General features: G+C 39.4%; 15 protein-coding genes. 3 read left to right on the top strand and 12 right to left on the bottom strand.

What is annotated here, in order from left to right:
* From glgD to BAU16_RS00945, 4 genes are all read right to left on the bottom strand, one after another.
* Window positions 1–1,146, bottom strand: a complete 1,146-nt coding sequence (gene glgD / locus BAU16_RS00930; protein WP_048605050.1) for a glucose-1-phosphate adenylyltransferase subunit GlgD — start codon at window positions 1,144–1,146, stop codon at window positions 1–3.
* Window positions 1,136–2,278: a glucose-1-phosphate adenylyltransferase gene (locus BAU16_RS00935; protein ID WP_048605049.1), complete on the bottom strand. Its 1,143-nt coding sequence runs from the start codon at window positions 2,276–2,278 to the stop codon at window positions 1,136–1,138. Before BAU16_RS00935 ends, glgD begins: the two co-directional genes overlap by 11 nt.
* 1 nt (window position 2,279) lies before the next feature.
* Window positions 2,280–4,223 carry a 1,4-alpha-glucan branching protein GlgB gene (gene glgB, locus BAU16_RS00940; protein WP_161526204.1) on the bottom strand — a complete coding sequence of 648 codons (1,944 nt, stop codon included), beginning with the start codon at window positions 4,221–4,223 and terminating at the stop codon, window positions 2,280–2,282.
* Between the two features lie 388 nt (window positions 4,224–4,611).
* Window positions 4,612–5,001: a hypothetical protein gene (locus BAU16_RS00945; RefSeq protein WP_137605265.1), complete on the bottom strand. Its 390-nt coding sequence runs from the start codon at window positions 4,999–5,001 to the stop codon at window positions 4,612–4,614.
* A gap of 168 nt (window positions 5,002–5,169) precedes the next feature.
* Here BAU16_RS00945 and BAU16_RS00950 point away from each other — a divergent pair, with 168 nt between their 5' ends.
* Window positions 5,170–5,712, top strand: a complete 543-nt coding sequence (locus tag BAU16_RS00950) for a DUF2179 domain-containing protein (protein ID WP_048605046.1) — start codon at window positions 5,170–5,172, stop codon at window positions 5,710–5,712.
* 123 nt (window positions 5,713–5,835) lie between these two features.
* Window positions 5,836–6,441 (top strand): hypothetical protein, encoded by a 606-nt coding sequence (locus BAU16_RS00955; protein ID WP_161526205.1) that lies wholly within the window; start codon window positions 5,836–5,838, stop codon window positions 6,439–6,441.
* A gap of 42 nt (window positions 6,442–6,483) precedes the next feature.
* On the opposite strand, the gene BAU16_RS00960 is transcribed toward BAU16_RS00955, so the two are convergent.
* From BAU16_RS00960 to BAU16_RS00995, 8 genes are all read right to left on the bottom strand, one after another.
* The gene (locus BAU16_RS00960) at window positions 6,484–6,921 is read right to left on the bottom strand and encodes a hypothetical protein (protein WP_137605263.1); all 438 of its coding nucleotides are present in this window, start codon (window positions 6,919–6,921) and stop codon (window positions 6,484–6,486) included.
* 107 nt (window positions 6,922–7,028) lie between these two features.
* Window positions 7,029–7,832: a DUF1803 domain-containing protein gene (locus tag BAU16_RS00965; protein ID WP_161526206.1), complete on the bottom strand. Its 804-nt coding sequence runs from the start codon at window positions 7,830–7,832 to the stop codon at window positions 7,029–7,031.
* Window positions 7,833–7,901: 69 nt separating this feature from the next.
* On the bottom strand, window positions 7,902–8,828 hold the full coding sequence (locus tag BAU16_RS00970; RefSeq protein WP_161526207.1) for a manganese-dependent inorganic pyrophosphatase: 927 nt from the start codon (window positions 8,826–8,828) through the stop codon (window positions 7,902–7,904).
* Window positions 8,829–8,916: 88 nt separating this feature from the next.
* Entirely contained in the window at window positions 8,917–9,696 is a 780-nt protein-coding gene (pflA, locus tag BAU16_RS00975) for a pyruvate formate-lyase-activating protein (protein WP_161526208.1), read from the bottom strand.
* 91 nt (window positions 9,697–9,787) lie between these two features.
* On the bottom strand, window positions 9,788–12,034 hold the full coding sequence (gene pflB / locus BAU16_RS00980) for a formate C-acetyltransferase (protein WP_048605040.1): 2,247 nt from the start codon (window positions 12,032–12,034) through the stop codon (window positions 9,788–9,790).
* Window positions 12,035–12,301: 267 nt separating this feature from the next.
* On the bottom strand, window positions 12,302–14,767 hold the full coding sequence (parC, locus tag BAU16_RS00985; RefSeq protein ID WP_161526209.1) for a DNA topoisomerase IV subunit A: 2,466 nt from the start codon (window positions 14,765–14,767) through the stop codon (window positions 12,302–12,304).
* An 11-nt stretch (window positions 14,768–14,778) separates the two neighbouring features.
* Window positions 14,779–16,809 (bottom strand): DNA topoisomerase IV subunit B, encoded by a 2,031-nt coding sequence (gene parE / locus BAU16_RS00990; protein WP_048605038.1) that lies wholly within the window; start codon window positions 16,807–16,809, stop codon window positions 14,779–14,781.
* Window positions 16,810–16,967: 158 nt separating this feature from the next.
* Window positions 16,968–17,393 carry a CoA-binding protein gene (locus BAU16_RS00995; protein ID WP_137605260.1) on the bottom strand — a complete coding sequence of 142 codons (426 nt, stop codon included), beginning with the start codon at window positions 17,391–17,393 and terminating at the stop codon, window positions 16,968–16,970.
* 106 nt (window positions 17,394–17,499) lie between these two features.
* Between BAU16_RS00995 and plsY the strand changes: the two genes are divergently transcribed.
* Window positions 17,500–18,135 carry a glycerol-3-phosphate 1-O-acyltransferase PlsY gene (gene plsY / locus BAU16_RS01000; protein ID WP_161526210.1) on the top strand — a complete coding sequence of 212 codons (636 nt, stop codon included), beginning with the start codon at window positions 17,500–17,502 and terminating at the stop codon, window positions 18,133–18,135.
* Window positions 18,136–18,154: the final 19 nt, after the last annotated feature.

Below are 18,154 nucleotides of genomic sequence, written 5' to 3' on the forward strand. Positions count from 1 at the left end.
TTATTCGCCCCCATAAACATCAGAAAGCACGTGAGAATTCTTTTTGATGACTAATGGCATTTCCGGTGAACCGATAATTTTTACTCCCGGCTCTACAATGACATTTTTATCTAAAATCGCATATTTGACTACTGCGCCTTCGCCAATTTGATTGTTGGCCATGACGATGGTTTCTTCCACCACTGCATTTGTGGCAATTTTTGTGCTGCGGGAAACCAGCGAACGATGAACGTGTCCTTCAATGATGCATCCTGAAGCAAATTGACTGTTCTCCACATCCGAAGTTTCAGAATAGTAGGTAGGTACTTCGTTTTTCAACTTGGTATAAATTTTCTGACTGGAATACATCAGAGAACTGAACTGACGTTGATCTAACATGTCCATGTTTGCCCGATAATAGGAGGCGACATCATAAATATTACTCAAATAACCTGTATACTCATAGCTGGCGCTATTCAATTTTACGATCAATTCCCGTAAAAAAGATTCAAGGTTAACTGTACCGCCAGTTTTCTGAGCTTCTGTCAACTCATCGATCAATCGTTGGGTTTGAATCATGTAGATATCGGCACATAAGTTGACCGTTTCCGGTAACTGCAAGTCGTTTGCTGCCGTTACTGTTTCAATCGTTCCACCTTCAGTCAAATCCAAAATGATATCGGTAGGATAAACATTCTCCTTTGCAATTCGTTTATAGACAACCGTCATCTCATTCTTTTGCAGCTGATGAATTTTCAACAACGCCCGCAAATCGATATTGCATAAAATTTTACTTCCCATAAACACCGTGTATTCCGATTTTGATTTTTCCAAATAATCAATCAACACATCATAATACTCACGGTTTTCAGCTTTTCGTTTGAGAAATTCTTGATAAACATGAATAAAGAAACGATTTTGGACACCATCAAGATTCCATTCTTTCCCACCACCGATATGATCAAAAACCGATTGGGTCTCCCCTTCATTAAATACCATAAATACTGTATTGATGTTGGCGTTTACGATACTTGAAAGATTAAAATCAATGAGGCGGTACTTGCAGTCAAAAGGCAAGGTTGCCAGTGGTCGGTGCTCCGTCAAAGGCAAAAGCTCATTGTATTGATGGAGATTTCCCAAAATCCCGCACATTTTATTAGTCTTCATCGATGGTCACTCCAATCACTTCTGAATACCCCACAACTGCAATTTCTTCACTGCCGTCGATTTCTGCATTGTCACCGATAATCGCGTTTTCTCCAATAATCGCACGGTGAATTTTCACATTTTTACCGATTGTTGCACCCGGCATCACAATACTGTCGGAAATCGTCGACCCTTCTTTTACTTGAACATCTCCTGAAAGAATACTATGATCAATGCTGCCGGCAACATAACAACCGTCAACGATCAACGAATTTTTTGCCGAACCAGTTTCTGTCAAGAAATGCGGTGGAGAGATGGTATTTTTAGAATAAACCCGCCAACCTTTGTCGCGAATTTCCAGCTCCATTTCCGGCTCAATAAATTCCATGCTGGCTTCCCACAAGGAATCAATGGTTCCTACATCCTTCCAATAACCAGAAAAACGATAAGCGAATACATTCTCTCCACTTTCCAAATAGGCAGGGATCACGTGTTTTCCAAAATCGATCATTTGTCCATCCTTTGAATAACTGCTGGTTAGGACACTACGCAGACGGCCCCAATTAAAGATATAAATACCCATTGATGCTAAATTATTTTGCGGATGCTCTGGTTTTTCTTCAAACTCAATGATTCGATCATTTTCATCGGTGTTCATGATACCAAAACGAGACGCTTCTTTCCATGGAACTTCGATCACTGCCACGGACAATGAAGCATTGTTTTCCTTATGGGCTTCAAGCATCGCTTCATAATCCATTTTATAGATGTGATCTCCCGATAAAACCAATACATATTGCGGGTCCAATTGATCGATATACGCTATATTTTGATAAATGGCATGGGCGGTTCCTTCAAACCATTTACTGCCTTCCGAACTGGAAAATGGCTGCAAAATCGTTACACCGGAGTTGATTCCATCTAGTCCCCAACTGGCACCATTTCCAATATGATGGTTAAGAGCTAACGGTTGATACTGAGTCACCACACCTACTGTATGAATGCCGGAATTGGCACAATTACTTAAAGCAAAATCAATAATTCGGTACCGTCCGCCAAAAGGCACCGCTGGTTTGGCAATATTTTTTGTCAATTTACCCAATCTTGTTCCTTGTCCCCCAGCCAGGATCATCGCTAACATTTCTGTCTTCATTTTATTTCGGTGAAAACTCACCTGCCTCCTTTCTATCTCTTCCTAGTGACTGCCGACGTGTGTTGATTGTTTCTGGTTTAATAATCAATGCTCCAAGTGCCGGAACGATTGTTTTGATCCTGTACGAAAACTGTTTGAAAGCCTCTGCTTCCGTTTGACAGACCTCATTATTTTTGGTCCAGGTACCGCCAAATTCTATTTTTTCGGTATTCAATAATTCTTGATAGGTTCCCGGATATGGAACACCGATCACAAAGTCTTTGCGTTCCACCGGAGTCAAATTAAAGACTAAAATCAGAAAATCTTTTTTCGTTTTTCCCTGACGAATAAAACTCAGAACACTTTCTTGGGTATTGTCCGCATCAATAATTTCAATGGTTTCAACTTGGTCCTCCAACTCCCACAACGCTTTTTCCCGTTTGTAAAGCTGATTGAGGGTTTGGGTAAAGTACTGCATTTTTTGGTTGAGAGAATCCTCTAAATCCACCCATTCAAGACCATGATCGTATTTCCATTCAAGAAACTGTCCCCACTCACTGCCCATAAACAACAATTTTTTTCCGGGATGCCCGATTAAATAAGTGTAAAGGTTTCTCAGTTGAGCAAATTGTTTGTAGCGATCTCCCCACATCTTGTGCATCAAACTTTTTTTCCCATGAACAACCTCGTCATGAGAAAGAGGGAGAATATAATTTTCATTCATCATGTACATAAATGAAAAGGTCAATAGGTTAAAATGATTTCGGCGAAGTAGTGGATCCATTTCAAAAAAACGCAAGACATCATTCATCCAGCCCATGTTCCACTTGTAATCAAAACCTAACGCACCAGTCTCAATCAATCCGGTAATTTTGGTTTCCGAAGAACTCTCTTCTGCAATCATGATTGTTGTTGGATGGGCCAGCTTTATGACCGCATTTAATTTTTGCAGAAAATAATAACCTTCTAGATTCCGATTGCCGCCTTCATGATTCGGCGTCCAAGGTCCTTCATCATAATCCCGATAAATCATATTCGATACCGCATCGACCCGTATTCCGTCAATGTGATACATTTCAATCCAAAACAACGCGCTGGAAATAAGAAAGCTTTGAACTTGCGGCTTACCTAAATCAAAATTGATTGACCCCCAACGAACATTACTTGCGCGATCAGGATCTTCATATTCAAAAGTCGGTGTCCCGTCATAGTATGGCAGTGTGTCATCATTGATACAAAAATGTCCCGGTACCCAGTCAACAAAAACACCAATATTATTTAAATGACAAGTTTCCACAAACTGTTGAAACTCTTCTGGTGTACCATAATAAGAACTCAACGCAAAATACCCAATCAGCTGATAGCCCCATGAAGTTCCAAGGGGATGCTCCATCAAAGGCATAAATTCAATATGGGTATACCCCATTTTTTTAACATAGGGAATCAGTTCAGCTGTCAATTCTTTGAAGGTATAGGGCTCGCCATTTTCATGGTGTTTCCATGAGCTGGCATGAATCTCATAAATATTTAATGGACGTTTGAAACTGCTTGAACGTTTTTTTCGTCCCTGCCACAGTCCATCCTTCCATTTTTTTTGCGGAATTGTATGAAGTATCGCTGCGTCTCCCGGTCGTTTTTCAAAACGAATCGCTAAAGGATCAATTTTAAAAATTTCTCGTCCATCGGCTTGACGAACCTTGAATTTATAAAGTTGACCTTCTTGAGGTCGATCCGTTGTTATTTCCCAGATACCAGATGATTCACGGTAAGACATCGGCAAGGAATCATCCCATTGATTGAAATCTCCTACTAGCCAGACTTGTTGCGCATTTGGTGCCCAAACACGAAAGACATAGTGCTGTTTTACCCGGTGAGCCCCCAGCAAATGCTGACTGTAAAAGTTTTCTCCGGTCAAAAAACGATTTTCTGCACTTATCAGTTCCATTTGTTCTACTTTTTCAGCCATCTTCATTTCCCTTCCCGAACGCTTGCAATCTTCATCTTCCAAAAATAACAAAAATCACTTTTTTCTTTTCTAATAATAGGATAACATACTTCTCATTTTTATGTGATAGTTTTTTCTATATTTATTCAATGAATTTTAGATAAAAATATTTAATAAATAAAACAAACGCTTACATTTTTATTTAAGTGATAATATACCTAAAATTACGTACGAAACGAACAAAATTAAATACTTTATTCTCGATTAATCATAATTTATATTTTTTTACACCATTAGAATTTAACTATATTTTTGATAAATAAATGAGTTATTAATTTTTCTAATTTATTTTCAAAAACAAAAAAATCTTTCTCCAGATGAGAAAGATTTCTACTATGTTCTACTATTTTCAAGAAATTTTACGAACTAACAAAAGCAAACAGCATCCGACAATCATCAGCTGACTAATTACAAGTCCGGTAATCAGCCAGGAACCGACATCAGGTATCGTTTGAAAATTTATCAGTAGAAGAAGTGTCAGACCACCAATTCCTAAACTAAAAAAGGGGTAGCTTTTCAGGTTATAGAAGCAGGCGGCTCCGGCAAAAAGATTTCCAATACCCAAGATAAGTGTGAGCAGTAAGGCAAAAAGTAAAAAATCGCCGGGAAAATGTTCCACCAAAAATTTACTGGAGAGAACTGTCTGAGATTCGTTACCCAAAATATACACGCCATACCCAAGACTCAGGAGCGCCACTGTTATGTGCCCTCTCCATAAAAATGACCAACGGATTTTCACCCTCTTCACCTCTTTCAAAGGAAACGTTTTATATGATAATTATAATCTTTTTCTCATCATTAAGCAATCTAAACTATCTGATTATTCTAATGATTCGACAAACCGCTAAAACTTTTGTTTCCTTTTTATTTTTGTTATACTGAAAATTGACGAAAGGAGGTTCATCGAATGGACATCAAAATGTTGCTAATGATCTTCCTTATTAATTTTGCCTATATCACACTGAATACACTGCGCTTTTTATTAACAATGAAGGGGTATCGTTTAATCGCTCCTTTGGTTAGTATGGCAGAAATCATTATTTACATCGTAGGATTATCCATGGTCCTTGATCGCCTGGATAACCCTATTAATTTATTCGTTTACGCCCTCGGCTATGGCGTAGGTATCAGTGTTGGCATTAAAATTGAGGATGCATTGGCTCTCGGGTATATCATGGTTACCGCAATCCTACCTTCCAATACAGAAGAAGAACGGAGTCTGCCAAAAATCTTACGGGAAAATGGCTATGGTGTTACACAGACCTTTGCGCAAGGATTAGAAGGCGAACGAATGGTTTTAGAAATTTTATCCCCGCGAAAAAGCGAACGGGACTTGTATCGTCTAATCAAAGAAGTCGAAGAACGGGCCTTCATTATTTCTTATGAGCCTAAATATATCTCTGGCGGTTTCTGGACAAAACGAGTTCGGAAACGACAAAAGCGGCAATAAAAAGTGAAAAAAACAGTTTCTCAGCTGTTTTTTTCACTTTTTTTGTTATTGTTTGTGAAAATATTCGACAACTTCTCATCCTTTTGTTATTATCAGTCATGTAGCTTGATGGGAGGTGTCTAAATGAAACAATATATACAGGAAAATCGATTAAAACGTTTCTTGCTCAGCTGCGGCGCTGCGGCGATTTTATCTTTTCTTTTACACATTCTGTCCATGGAACAAATTCTTGCTTTTTTACCCACTGACCCGCTTTCAGAAACGGCTTATCAGCAAATTGCCAGCTCGCAACTTTTTTTACATTTCTTCATTTTATCTGCCCTTTTATTTAGTTCAGGTTTGCTCATTTATTTTAAACGATCAACGAAGGATGAGTTTATCGAGGCGACGCAACTACTTGTCGCATGTCAATTGCTCCTGCTTCTTCGTACGTTTATTTTTGTATTTGATCCTCATTCCTTTTCTTATCTTTTACTAGTGGGGATTCAGCTGCTTTTGGTTACGATGGCCTTATTCTTTTATTTTATGAACTTTTTGAAATACCCAGGTCATTTAATTTACGCCTTGATCACTTTAGCCTGCTTATTCATCTACCTTTTCAGTATTTTGTACACCCTGTTCTTGACAGAATTCAATTTACCAAATACCGGTAGTGTTTTGGTGGATGTATTTTTGATTGCAACCTTGAGTGTATTTGTTAAAAATGCAGAAGCTGTTGTTGCAGAATAAAAAAACCGGAAATTTTCAGTCTTTCGAAAATTTCCGGTTTTTTTAATTTGTTGCCCATAACTCTTTGATCAGCCCACCAGTATAAACCTTAAACATACTTTCAATTTTTTTCTTCTGGCTGGACGCTACCACAAGAAAGTAGTTGCCGTCCGCGTCAAAATCAATCTCTCCTACAACTTGATAGCGTAATTGTTCATTTGCTGTCTTTCCTTTATCGTGCAGGTAACTGATTGCTTGCGAACCTGATAGGATGAAATTTTTTTCAATCAGCCAATCTAAAACGACAGGAATAACGGTGGCTGCCCCAACTGACTGTTTCTGACGAATCGCCAAAATCAATTCACCATCAGAAAACTTTCCCTCATCAAACCCGCTGACAGACAACTCTCTGCGGGCTTTTTCAATTTCACCCTTAGGAATAAACGTGATTACTTCACCATTTTTTGTTTTCGTTATCGGATTATCCTTCACACTTTCCATCACAAAACGCTCCTTCATTGCTATTCTAAATCAATGATAGCAACAAAAAATGGCATAATCAATCAATACACTCGTTATATTCTAATAATAATCATTAATATTTAATCTTAATGGCTTTTTTCTTCCTTTTCATCCTTAATTAGGAAGGTTAAAGACTCCTGTCCAAGTTTGTTCATCAAATAATCAAGCAGACAAAACAGCCTAAAAGTAGGAATAGAATCCAATTCTAGACCAAAACTCTCTTTTTCACTTGAAATCACAGGTACCATTACTTGTTTCGTTTCCTCTTGGAGAATCTGTGTTTCCAGCAGCGCCTTTAAAAAAATACTTTCACGAATTTTCCGCTGCTTGTTACTCCGTTCCAAAATAACTTCCACCTGATCAAAAAAATACTCCTCATTGACATCCCCAATCAACTGCTGCAGCTCCAACGGATTTTTCTCCGTCCTTCCTTCTCGGTTATTCGTAAAATAAACCGGCAAAGCACAGCTATTTCGTTGGTAAAGAACACTATAAAACCGAATCTGATTTCCTGCCTCAAAATACATTGGCAGTCGTTGCTTATCTGTCAGTGCGAAAAAGTATGTGCGCTGTTTCAATGTTTCTATTACCTCGTAGCAAACGCGCACTATATCAGCTGTTTCTAGCCGTTCTTCTTGTAACCCAAGTATTTCTACCGAAGGAATTTTCTCCTCATAAATTGGAAAATCAAGGGAGTAGCGGCGATCTTCTCGACGAACAAATCCCAATTGAATCATCTGGTCCAAAAATCGTTCAAAGTTCTTCTCCGGAAAAACAGTTTTCAGTTGACGCAAGGTCACAGTCGGCTGTTCCTGTAAAAAATCAGTGAGTTTTTCGAAGTTGGAATTTTTAAGAAGTTCTGGCATTTCTCCTGAATAAAAATAATGCATCGTCTTCCCTCTTTTATTCTCAAAAAAAGAAGAGGAAGTGAATCACTCACCCACTCTTCTTCAAATGAATTAGTTTGAAAAAGCTTCTGTTAATTGTGGTACAACTTGTTTCTTCCGGGAAACAACACCTTTTAACAAGGCACGGTTATTTGTCAGTGTCGTTTGAAAAGCAGCTTCTACAGCTTCTTTGGGTTCACCTACAACTAACAATTCAGAATTACTGGCTAAAATATCAGTAGCAATCAACAAGAATAGGTCATAGCCTTTTTTAGTATTTTCTAAGGCCATCGTTGTTTCCAATTCTGCTTGGCGATCAAAAACTTCTTTTAGATCCACCGTATTGACTTGGGCGATACGAACATTTTTATCACCCATTGGAAAACTCTTCGCATCTAAATCCAGCAGTGTTTCTGCAGATTTATCACTAAGGTTGGTCCCGGCTTTCAACATTGCCAAACCATATTCATTCAAGTCAACTTCCGCCAAAGCAGCCAATTCTGTTGCAGCGTTGACGTCTTCTTTGGTACAGGTTGGTGATTTAAACAGCAACGTATCAGAAATAATTGCGGATAACATGATTCCGGCGATTTGTTTAGGAACGTCGATTTCAGCTTCCTTATATAATTTTAAAACAATCGTACTGGTACATCCGACTGGTTCCGCACGATAATACAAAGGATTCGCTGTTTCAAAGTTGGCGATACGATGGTGGTCAACGACTGCCAAAATATTTACATCTGCAATATCTGCAATACTTTGTTGGAACTCATTATGATCGACAAGCATCACATCGGTTGCTTCTCCTGCTTTTTCAACAACTCGTGGTGCTTCCAATTGAAAATGATCCAAAGCGTATTGTGTTTCTTCGCTAGGGGCACCCAAAGCAACTGCTTCAGTATCCTTACCTAATTCTTTTTGTAAATGCGCAAAGGCGATTGCTGCACCAATCGCATCTGTATCTGGGTTTTGATGACCAAAAACTAAAATTTTTGACATGTGATTCGCTCCTTTTTTATTCACTTCATTCTAATAATAGCAAAAAACAGGAAAGATTCAATAAAAAATCTCCTCTTTCCTGTTTTGTTTATCTTGTTAAATAGCCGGTATAGTCGCTGGTATGCAACAATTCTTTGGCATTTTGTACCCGTTCTTCTGTTGGGGGATTGATTCCTTCTAAAGGATAAGCAAGGTCCAATTCTTCCCACTTATATTTACCCATCGTATGATAAGGGAGGATTTCTACTTTATCAACATTATTTAATGATTTGATAAAGGTATCCAAACGAGTCAGAAATTCATCAAAATCACTTCTAAACGGTACCAACACATGGCGAATCCAAACAGGTTTATTGATTTCAGACAAATATTTTGCCATTTCCAAAATATTGTTGTTGCTTTGACCTGTCAATTCTCTATGTTTTTCGTCATCAATCTGTTTAATATCAAATAAAATCAAGTCGGTGTATTTCATCAGCTCTTGGAATTTTGAGAAAAATGGTTCTTTATAGGTAAAAGGATTTCCACAAGTATCCAACGTAGTATTGATGCCTTGTTCCTTGGCTTTTTTGAACAAATCAATCAAAAAATCAATTTGTAAAAGAGGTTCACCACCACTGACGGTCAAGCCGCCCTTTTTTCCCCAATAGCTTTTGTAATGCAACGCTTCTTCCAATACATCATCGGCGGTCCGATGTTTTGCTTTCGGGTCATTGATTTTCCATGTATCAGGATTATGACAGAATTGACAACGCATCCGACAGCCTTGCATAAATACAATGAAACGTACCCCAGGACCATCAACGGAGCCAAAACTTTCTGTAGAGTGGATATTGCCGATAATTGGTTGTTCAGTCACAATTGACATAAACAGCTCCTCCTTTATATAAAAAAAACGAAAGCGAATAGAACTCCGTCCATCCGCCTTCGTTTTTGTACTATTTAATTTGTAGACAAGCCTACATTTTTTCGTGGAATGTACGGCTGATTACGTCTAATTGTTGTTCACGAGTCAAGTCGATAAATTTAACGGCATAACCAGAAACCCGAATTGTAAAGTTCGCATATTCTTCTTTTTCTGGATGTTCCATTGCATCAACTAATTTTTCTTTACCAAAGACGTTCACGTTCAAATGGTGTGCACCTTGATCAAAGTAACCGTTCAAGACATTTGTCAAGTTTGCTACTTGTTCTTCTTCATCATGTCCTAATGCATCAGGATTGATACTTTGTGTATTTGAGATACCATCCAAAGCATATTCGTAAGGCAATTTAGTCAATGAATTTAGTGAAGCCAACAAGCCGTGTTGTTCTGCACCGTAAGATGGGTTAGCACCTGGTGATAATGGTGCACCTGCAGGACGTCCGTCAGGTAGGCTACCGGTTGCTTTACCGTAAACAACATTTGATGTGATTGTCAAAATCGATGTTGTTGGTTCTGAATCACGGTAAGTATGGTAATGTTCCAATTTTTCTAAGAAAGTTTTCAATAACCAAACAGCGATATCATCTGCGCGGTCATCGTCATTCCCATATTTAGGGAATTCGCCTTCTGTCTTATAGTCAACGACTAGGCCGTCTTCGTCACGAACTGGGTAAACTTTTGCGTATTTGATTGCAGATAATGAATCGACAACATGAGAGAAGCCGGCAATACCAGTTGCAAATGTACGTTTCAAGTTTGTATCCATCAAAGCTAATTCAGCAGCTTCGTAGTAATAACGATCATGCATATAGTGAATGATATTCAATGTGTTGACATACATTCCAGCCAACCATTCCATCATGTCATCATATTTTGCCATTACGTCATCATAATCCAACGCATCGTCAGAAGTGATTGCGCGATAAGCAGGTCCAACTTGTGCTTTTGATTTTTCATCCACACCACCGTTGATTGCATACAATAAAGCTTTTGCAAGGTTGGCACGAGCACCAAAGAATTGCATTTCTTTACCAGTTTGAGTAGCGGATACACAACAGCAGATTGCATAGTCATCCAACCATACAGGACGCATTACATCGTCATTTTCGTATTGGATTGATGATGTTTCGATAGAAATCTTCGCAGCATAATCTTTAAAGCCTTGAGGTAAACGTGAAGAATACAAGACAGTTAAGTTTGGTTCTGGTGAAGGTCCCATGTTTTGCAAAGTACGCAAGAAACGGAAGTCATTTTTTGTAACCAACGTACGTCCGTCTAAGCCCATACCAGCGATTGACAAAGTTGCCCAAACTGGATCGCCAGAGAACAATTCATTGTATGAAGGGATACGTGCGAATTTAACCATACGTAATTTCATTACCAAATGGTCGATCAATTCTTGTGCGCCTTCTTCTGTCAACGTACCATTTTTGATGTCGCGTTGAATATAAACATCTAAGAAAGTTGATACACGGCCGATTGACATTGCCGCACCATTTTGTTCTTTGATTGCAGCAAGGTAACCAAAGTATAACCATTGAACGGCTTCTTGTGCGTCAGCAGCTGGACGTGAAATATCAAATCCATAAGCAGCAGCCATTTCTTTCATGCGTTTTAAGGCATTGTATTGGTCAGTGATTTCTTCACGCAAACGAATATCTTCGTCAGTGAATTGTCCATGTCCACAGTTTTCGTGATCTTTGAATTTTTGTTCCATCAAGTAATCGATACCGTATAATGCTACCCGACGATAATCGCCAACAATCCGTCCACGACCATAGGTATCGGGAAGTCCTGTGATGATTTTGTTACGGCGAGCCGCACGAATTTCAGGTGTGTAGGCATCAAATACACCTTGATTATGTGTTTTATGATATTTGCTGAAGATTTCAGTAAATTTAGGATTTGGTTTGTAGCCATAGCTTTCAAGCGCTTCTTCTGCCATGCGAATACCGCCATAAGGCATGAAGGCACGTTTCAAAGGTTTATCTGTTTGGATACCGACGATTTTTTCTTGATCTTTTAGTTCTTCATCAATATAGCCAGCACCGTAAGCATTTGCTGCCGTAACAACATCCGCTTCCATGTCTAATACGCCGCCATTTTCACGTTCTTGTTTTTGCAAATCTTGCAATTTGCTCCAAAGTGTTTTGGTTGCATCTGTTGGTTCTGCTAAGAAAGCTGCATCCCCTTCATATGGCGTATAGTTCGCTTGGATAAAGTCGCGAGTGTTGATTTCTTCTTTCCAAAGTTTGCCTTTGAATCCATTCCATTGTTCCATTTAATGGACCTCCTTAATCTTTCTGTTCAATATGTAACAGCTTTACAAGGTTAGTATAACACAAGCGATTGGCTTTGCAAGCATTTTCTTGTTTTATTTTGAACAAGGAAGTGACTTACAAAAAATCGCCTCTTATAAACGTTGATACAATAGAATTCTCTTATGTGAAGCGCTTAATTTAATTTTTTCTAATAAAAAAAATCCTGCGATTTATTGCTACAAAAAACGGGTATCTGTAACAATACAGATACCTGTTTTTCAAATTAACTATATAACAGTTTTGTTTTCTTCGATGGCTGGATCTTTCACTTCCTGAACATGAAGGATTGTTCCGCCTTGTTTCTCATCCATAGCAAAGGAACCATTAGATGTTCGATCGCTGATTGGGTAATCATTCGACTGAATTTCTACTTGTTGTCCTTTTTGATTTTGTAAAATCAATTGACGCTGATCTCCGGGACCAATATAGGCAATTCGGTGCGGATTTTTTTTCAATTCTCTTAAGATCATCAAGCCGCGTTTGGCTCTGCCAAGAGGACTCAATTCTTGTGCCAGCATTCGTTTGACCGCTCCACGCTGCGTCACAATAACAACCGGTGTATCTCCTTCTGAATAAACGACCATTCCCCCAACAAGGTAATCATCTTCTTTCAGATTCATTGCCTTAACGCCAGCAGCTTTTGGTCCTACAACGGGCACTTCCGTCAATGGATAGCGCAAACCAAATCCACGATTGCTTGCTAAAAAGACATCCTTCGTCTCTTCTTGATTAACAAGGTAGCAACTAATTAATTCGTCTTTTGCCTCTTTAAATTTGATAATCGATAACGGACGGCTCTTGTAGGTCCGCCAAGGTTCAAATTCTGACATTCGAGTTTGTTTAATTAGTCCCTGTTTTGTCATTAAAACAAAATTCTTTTGTGGATCTAATTCTTTGTAGCTGAAGACAGCTAAAATTGATTCATCAGTCGAAAAATTCATCATGGTTTGAGAAATATGCTCACCAATGTCTTTCCATTTCATATCTGGCAGCTCATGAACTGGACGATAAATCATATTTCCCTGAGTCGTAACTATCAACAAATGATCGAGCGTATTTGCCTGCTGGGTGAATAAGACAAAATCTCCATCCTTCATTCCCAGTTCAGTTGGTTTCGATGCGCCATAAGAACGCAGACTGCTACGCTTGATATATCCTTCATGAGTTACTGAAACGACAACATCTTCTTGGGCAACCAAGACTTCCGTTTCAATCTTGATTTCTTCAATCTTATCTTGAATTTTTGTCAGTCGTGGATTACCGTATTTCTTTTTGACTTCCCTCAATTCTTTCTTGATGACTTTCAGGAGCTCCGACTCATTGTTCAAAATATTGTGTCGTTCAGCAATATAGATTTGCAGTTCTTTCGCTTCTTGCTGTAGTTGCGTGATGTCGGTATTTGTTAAACGATACAATTGTAACGTAACGATTGCTTCTGCCTGCTCTTCAGTAAAGCCATGGCGAACAACCAAATTATTTTTGGCATCTTTTTTATCTTTACTCCCACGAATCGTTGCGATAACTTGATCGAGAATCGACAGCGCTTTGATCAAGCCGTCCACAATATGTTGTCTGCGTTGCGCTTTCTCTAGTTCGAAACGACTGCGTTTCATAATCACTTCTTTGCGATGTTTGATATAGCTTTCGAGAATCCGCTTCAAGCCCACTTGTTTGGGACGCATTTCATCGATGGCGACCATATTGAAATTATAATTGATCTGCAACTCGGTGTTCTTGAAAAGATAATTTAGAATTCCTTCCGCATTGACATCTTTTTTCAGCTCAACCACGATTCGTAAACCCGTCCGGTCACTTTCATCCCGAACTTCAGCGATTCCTTCAATTTTTTTATTCAAGCGAATCTCGTCCATTTTTTTCACGAGTGTCGCTTTATTAACCTCGTAAGGAATCTCTGTGATGACAATTTGTTGCTTATTGCCTTTCATTGCTTCAATACTGGTCTGAGAACGTAAAATTACTTTTCCCCGACCTGTCTCATAAGCTTTTTGGATTTCTTCTTTTCCTTGTAAAATCCCTCCGGTTGGAAAATCCGGACCAGGAATAAATTCCAGTAATTTTTCCAACGGTGCAGTAGGATGATCGATTAAATAAATGGTTCCATTGATTACTTCATCCAAATTATGGGTAGGAATTTCTGTTGCATATCCGGCAGAGATTCCCGTTGACCCATTAACCAACAGATTAGGAAATTTTGCTGGTAAAACGGTCGGTTCTTTTTCAGTATCGTCAAAATTCCAAACTAAATCTACTGTTTCTTTTTCGATATCCTTCAGCATTTCGCCGCTTAATTCCGATAGACGAGCTTCTGTGTACCGCATCGCAGCCGGTGGGTCACCATCCATACTCCCGTTATTTCCATGCATTTCGATCAGGACTTCCCGTAATTTCCAATCCTGACTCATGCGAACCATTGCTTCATAAATACTGCTGTCTCCATGAGGATGATAATTCCCCATGATATTTCCGACTGATTTCGCAGATTTACGGAAGCCTTTGTCATATGTGTTGCCATCTTTGTTCATCGCAAATAGAATTCGACGTTGCACGGGTTTTAAGCCATCGCGAATATCGGGCAATGCCCGTTCTTGGATGATGTATTTGGAGTAACGGCCAAACCGATCCCCCATTACTTCTTCTAAAGTCAATTCTTGAATGTCATGATGATGTTCCAAGAGGGCACCTCCTATTCGTTAAATAAATTGATTTCTTCAATTGTTTCTGGAACGTCCGTTTTTTCGGTAGTTTCTAAAGGTCCAGTCTCATTTTCCTTACGATCCAAAATACTGCCGTCTTCTTCCAAAGTAAACTGAACATGTCGTTCGATCCACTTTCGGCGGGGTTCGACTTTATCCCCCATCAAGGTTGTAACTCTACGCTCTGCTTGCGCTGCATCATCAATTCGCACACGAATTAAGGTTCGGGTAGCCGGGTCCATCGTGGTTTCCCACAGCTGTTCCGCATTCATTTCCCCCAGACCTTTGTATCGTTGCAACATGTAGCCCTTACCAACTTTTGTCGTTACCTCAGATAATTCTTCGTCGGTCCACGCATATTCAACCACGGCTTTTTTTCCGACACCCTTTGATACTTTATAAAGAGGGGGCAGCGCAATATAGATTTTTCCCGCTTCAATTAGCGGCTTCATATAACGATAGAAAAAGGTTAGCAGCAACACTTGAATGTGGGCACCATCGGTATCCGCATCCGTCATGATGATGACTTTATCATAGTTGCAATCATCAATGGCAAATTCCGGCCCGACACCGGCCCCAATCGTATAAATCATAGTATTGATTTCTTCGTTTTTTAAAATATCCTGCATTTTTGCTTTTTCTGTGTTGATAACCTTTCCTCGTAAAGGCAAAATGGCTTGGAATTTTCGATCCCGCCCTTGCTTGGCTGAGCCTCCGGCAGAATCTCCTTCCACAAGATACAATTCATTGCGTTTGGGATTTCGAGATTGCGCTGGTGTCAATTTTCCAGATAAAAGAGATTCCCCTTTTTTTCGTTTCTTTCCGGTGCGGCTTTCTTCCCGTGCTTTGCGGGCAGCCTCTCGTGCTTCCCGGGCTTTGACAGCTTTTCGAACCAGCATTTGGCTCATTTCGCTGTTTTCCTGCAAGTAAAAACCTAGTTGTTCTCCGATGACATTATCCACCGCATTTCTCGCAATCGGTGTCCCTAGTTTTTCTTTGGTTTGCCCTTCAAATTGCAAAAGATTTTCCGGTACTCGAATCGACAACACCGCCGCCAATCCTTCACGAAAATCACTGCCTTCAAGATTTTTATCTTTTTCCTTTAATAAACCAACTTTACGGGCATACTCATTATAGGCCTTCGTCATGGAAGCCCGCATGCCGGCTTCATGGGTACCACCATCTTTTGTTCGGACATTATTAACGAAAGACAAGACATTTTCGGAATAACCATCATTGTATTGGTAGGCAATCTCTACTTCGATGCCTTCTTTTTCACCAGAAAAATAAATGACTGGAGACAAGGTATCCTTTTCTTCATTTAAATAGTTGACGAACTCTTTAATTCCTTCTTCAAAATGAAAGGTTTCTGATACAGGTTCTTCCCGCAAATCCGTTAAGGTGATTTTCACACCTCGTAACAAAAAGGCCGATTCCCGCAATCGTTCCGCCAAAATATCGTAGGAAAATTTCGTTGTTGAAAAAATCGTATCGTCCGGCATGAAGGTTACGGTAGTTCCGTTTTTCTTCCGCGTCTTGCCGATTTTTTTCAAGGTACCGTCTGGCTTGCCGCCATTTTTAAATTCTTCTTGGTATTCCATACCGTCACGAACGATGGTCACCTTCAACCACTTCGAAAGGGCATTAACGACACTGGCACCAACACCGTGTAATCCACCAGAAGTTTTATAGCCGCCTTGACCAAATTTTCCACCGGCATGTAAAACGGTAAAGATAACTTCAACAGTAGGAATCCCAGAAGCATGCATTCCGACCGGCATTCCCCTACCGCTGTCAGTAACTGAGATACTGTTATCGTGATTGATTGTCACACTAATTTCATTTCCATAACCGGACAATGCTTCATCAACTGCATTATCTACGATTTCATAAACTAAATGATGCAGACCACGGCTATCGGTTGAACCAATATACATTCCCGGTCTCTTACGAACAGCTTCCAAACCTTCTAAAACTTGAATCGAAGCATCATTGTATTCGTTGGTTTTATTTTTTGCCAAATTCAACGCTCCTTCATTTGAACTGTGCGAATCAATCGCACCATTTCTTATGATACTCTAAAAAGCAGCTGAAAAAAAGAGAGAAGCCAAAAATTATTTTTTGACCACTCCCTTTGATGCTCCTGTATTTTTGTTAGAAAAAAATTCTAGGTATCAATTTATGCTTGATTAATTTTTCCTAATTCGATCTTGATGCATCGGTTCATGACGATATCATTACGGCCTGCAGCCCGCAAAATTTCTGCGGCTTCATCATTCTCGATACCTAATTGTGCCCAGAAAACTTTTGCATCTGTTTCTAGAAAATCGTGAGCGATTTCCGGCAGAAACTCCCCTCGACGGAAAATATCCACGATATCGATTGGTTCTGGAATATCCTGTAGACGATCATACACTTTTTCTCCCAAAATTTCTCCCTCAACGACTGGATTGACCGGAATAATCCGGTAGCCGTGCTCTTGTAGAATCTGTGCAATCCGGTAGCTGGTTCGTTCAGGATTTTTACTTAGCCCAACAACTGCGATGGTTTTTGCTTCATTTAAATAAGAAGCGATGGTTTTTAAATCTGGATTTTCAAAAGACATTTTTTCACCTCATTGGTATTTTTTGCTGTCTTCTCTTCGTGATTCTAGTTGTTCCACATTTCTATTCATGCTAAAATTGTCCTAGTCATTGAAGAGAGGTTTATACATGAAAATTATCATTCTGATGCTTACTGCTTATTTACTGGGATCGATTCCCTCCGGTGTTTGGGTCGGTAAACTTTTTTACAAAAAAGATATTCGTGAATTTGGCAGTGGCAATATGGGTACCACAAATACTTTTCGCGTATTGGGAAAAACAGCCGGTATCCTTGTTTTCGTCTTAGACGTTTTAAAAGGAACCCTTGCTACTTGTTTGCCTGCATTGTTTCATCTGACATCAATCAATCCCTTATGGTTTGGTATTTGTGCCATTTTAGGCCACACTTTTCCGATTTTTGCCGCCTTTAAAGGCGGCAAAGCCGTTGCAACCAGTGGTGGAATGCTTTTAGGCTACAGTCCGATTTTCTTTCTTTACTCCATCATCGTGTTTGTCATCGGATTGTTTTTTACCAGTATGGTTAGTCTGACAAGCATGATTGCGGCAGTCATCATTACAATTTCCACTATTCTTTTACCTATCGTTGCTCCTGCCATTTTACCAAAACAAAATTGGTTGCTGACTTTTATCACGTTGGGAATCACGCTGTTTATTTTCTATCGTCATCGTGAAAACATCAAACGTATTAAAGAAGGAACTGAAAGCCGCGTGCCTTTTGGCTTGAACAGCAGTCGCAAAAAATAAAATCAATCGCTAGAAAAAG

This window comes from Enterococcus sp. JM9B, from assembly GCF_009933265.1.
GTDB lineage: Bacteria > Bacillota > Bacilli > Lactobacillales > Enterococcaceae > Enterococcus_C > Enterococcus_C songbeiensis.

Bases quoted from the DNA above. Each gene is read 5' to 3' on its own strand.
- glgD (WP_048605050.1), bottom strand. From the start codon at position 1,146: ATGAAGACTAATAAAATGTGCGGGATTTTGGGAAATCTCCATCAATAC.
- BAU16_RS00935 (WP_048605049.1), bottom strand. From the start codon at position 2,278: ATGAAGACAGAAATGTTAGCGATGATCCTGGCTGGGGGACAAGGAACA.
- glgB (WP_161526204.1), bottom strand. From the start codon at position 4,223: ATGGCTGAAAAAGTAGAACAAATGGAACTGATAAGTGCAGAAAATCGT.
- BAU16_RS00950 (WP_048605046.1), top strand. From the start codon at position 5,170: ATGGACATCAAAATGTTGCTAATGATCTTCCTTATTAATTTTGCCTAT.
- BAU16_RS00955 (WP_161526205.1), top strand. From the start codon at position 5,836: ATGAAACAATATATACAGGAAAATCGATTAAAACGTTTCTTGCTCAGC.
- BAU16_RS00960 (WP_137605263.1), bottom strand. From the start codon at position 6,921: ATGGAAAGTGTGAAGGATAATCCGATAACGAAAACAAAAAATGGTGAA.
- BAU16_RS00965 (WP_161526206.1), bottom strand. From the start codon at position 7,832: ATGCATTATTTTTATTCAGGAGAAATGCCAGAACTTCTTAAAAATTCC.
- BAU16_RS00970 (WP_161526207.1), bottom strand. From the start codon at position 8,828: ATGTCAAAAATTTTAGTTTTTGGTCATCAAAACCCAGATACAGATGCG.
- pflA (WP_161526208.1), bottom strand. From the start codon at position 9,696: ATGTCAATTGTGACTGAACAACCAATTATCGGCAATATCCACTCTACA.
- pflB (WP_048605040.1), bottom strand. From the start codon at position 12,034: ATGGAACAATGGAATGGATTCAAAGGCAAACTTTGGAAAGAAGAAATC.
- BAU16_RS00995 (WP_137605260.1), bottom strand. From the start codon at position 17,393: ATGTCTTTTGAAAATCCAGATTTAAAAACCATCGCTTCTTATTTAAAT.
- plsY (WP_161526210.1), top strand. From the start codon at position 17,500: ATGAAAATTATCATTCTGATGCTTACTGCTTATTTACTGGGATCGATT.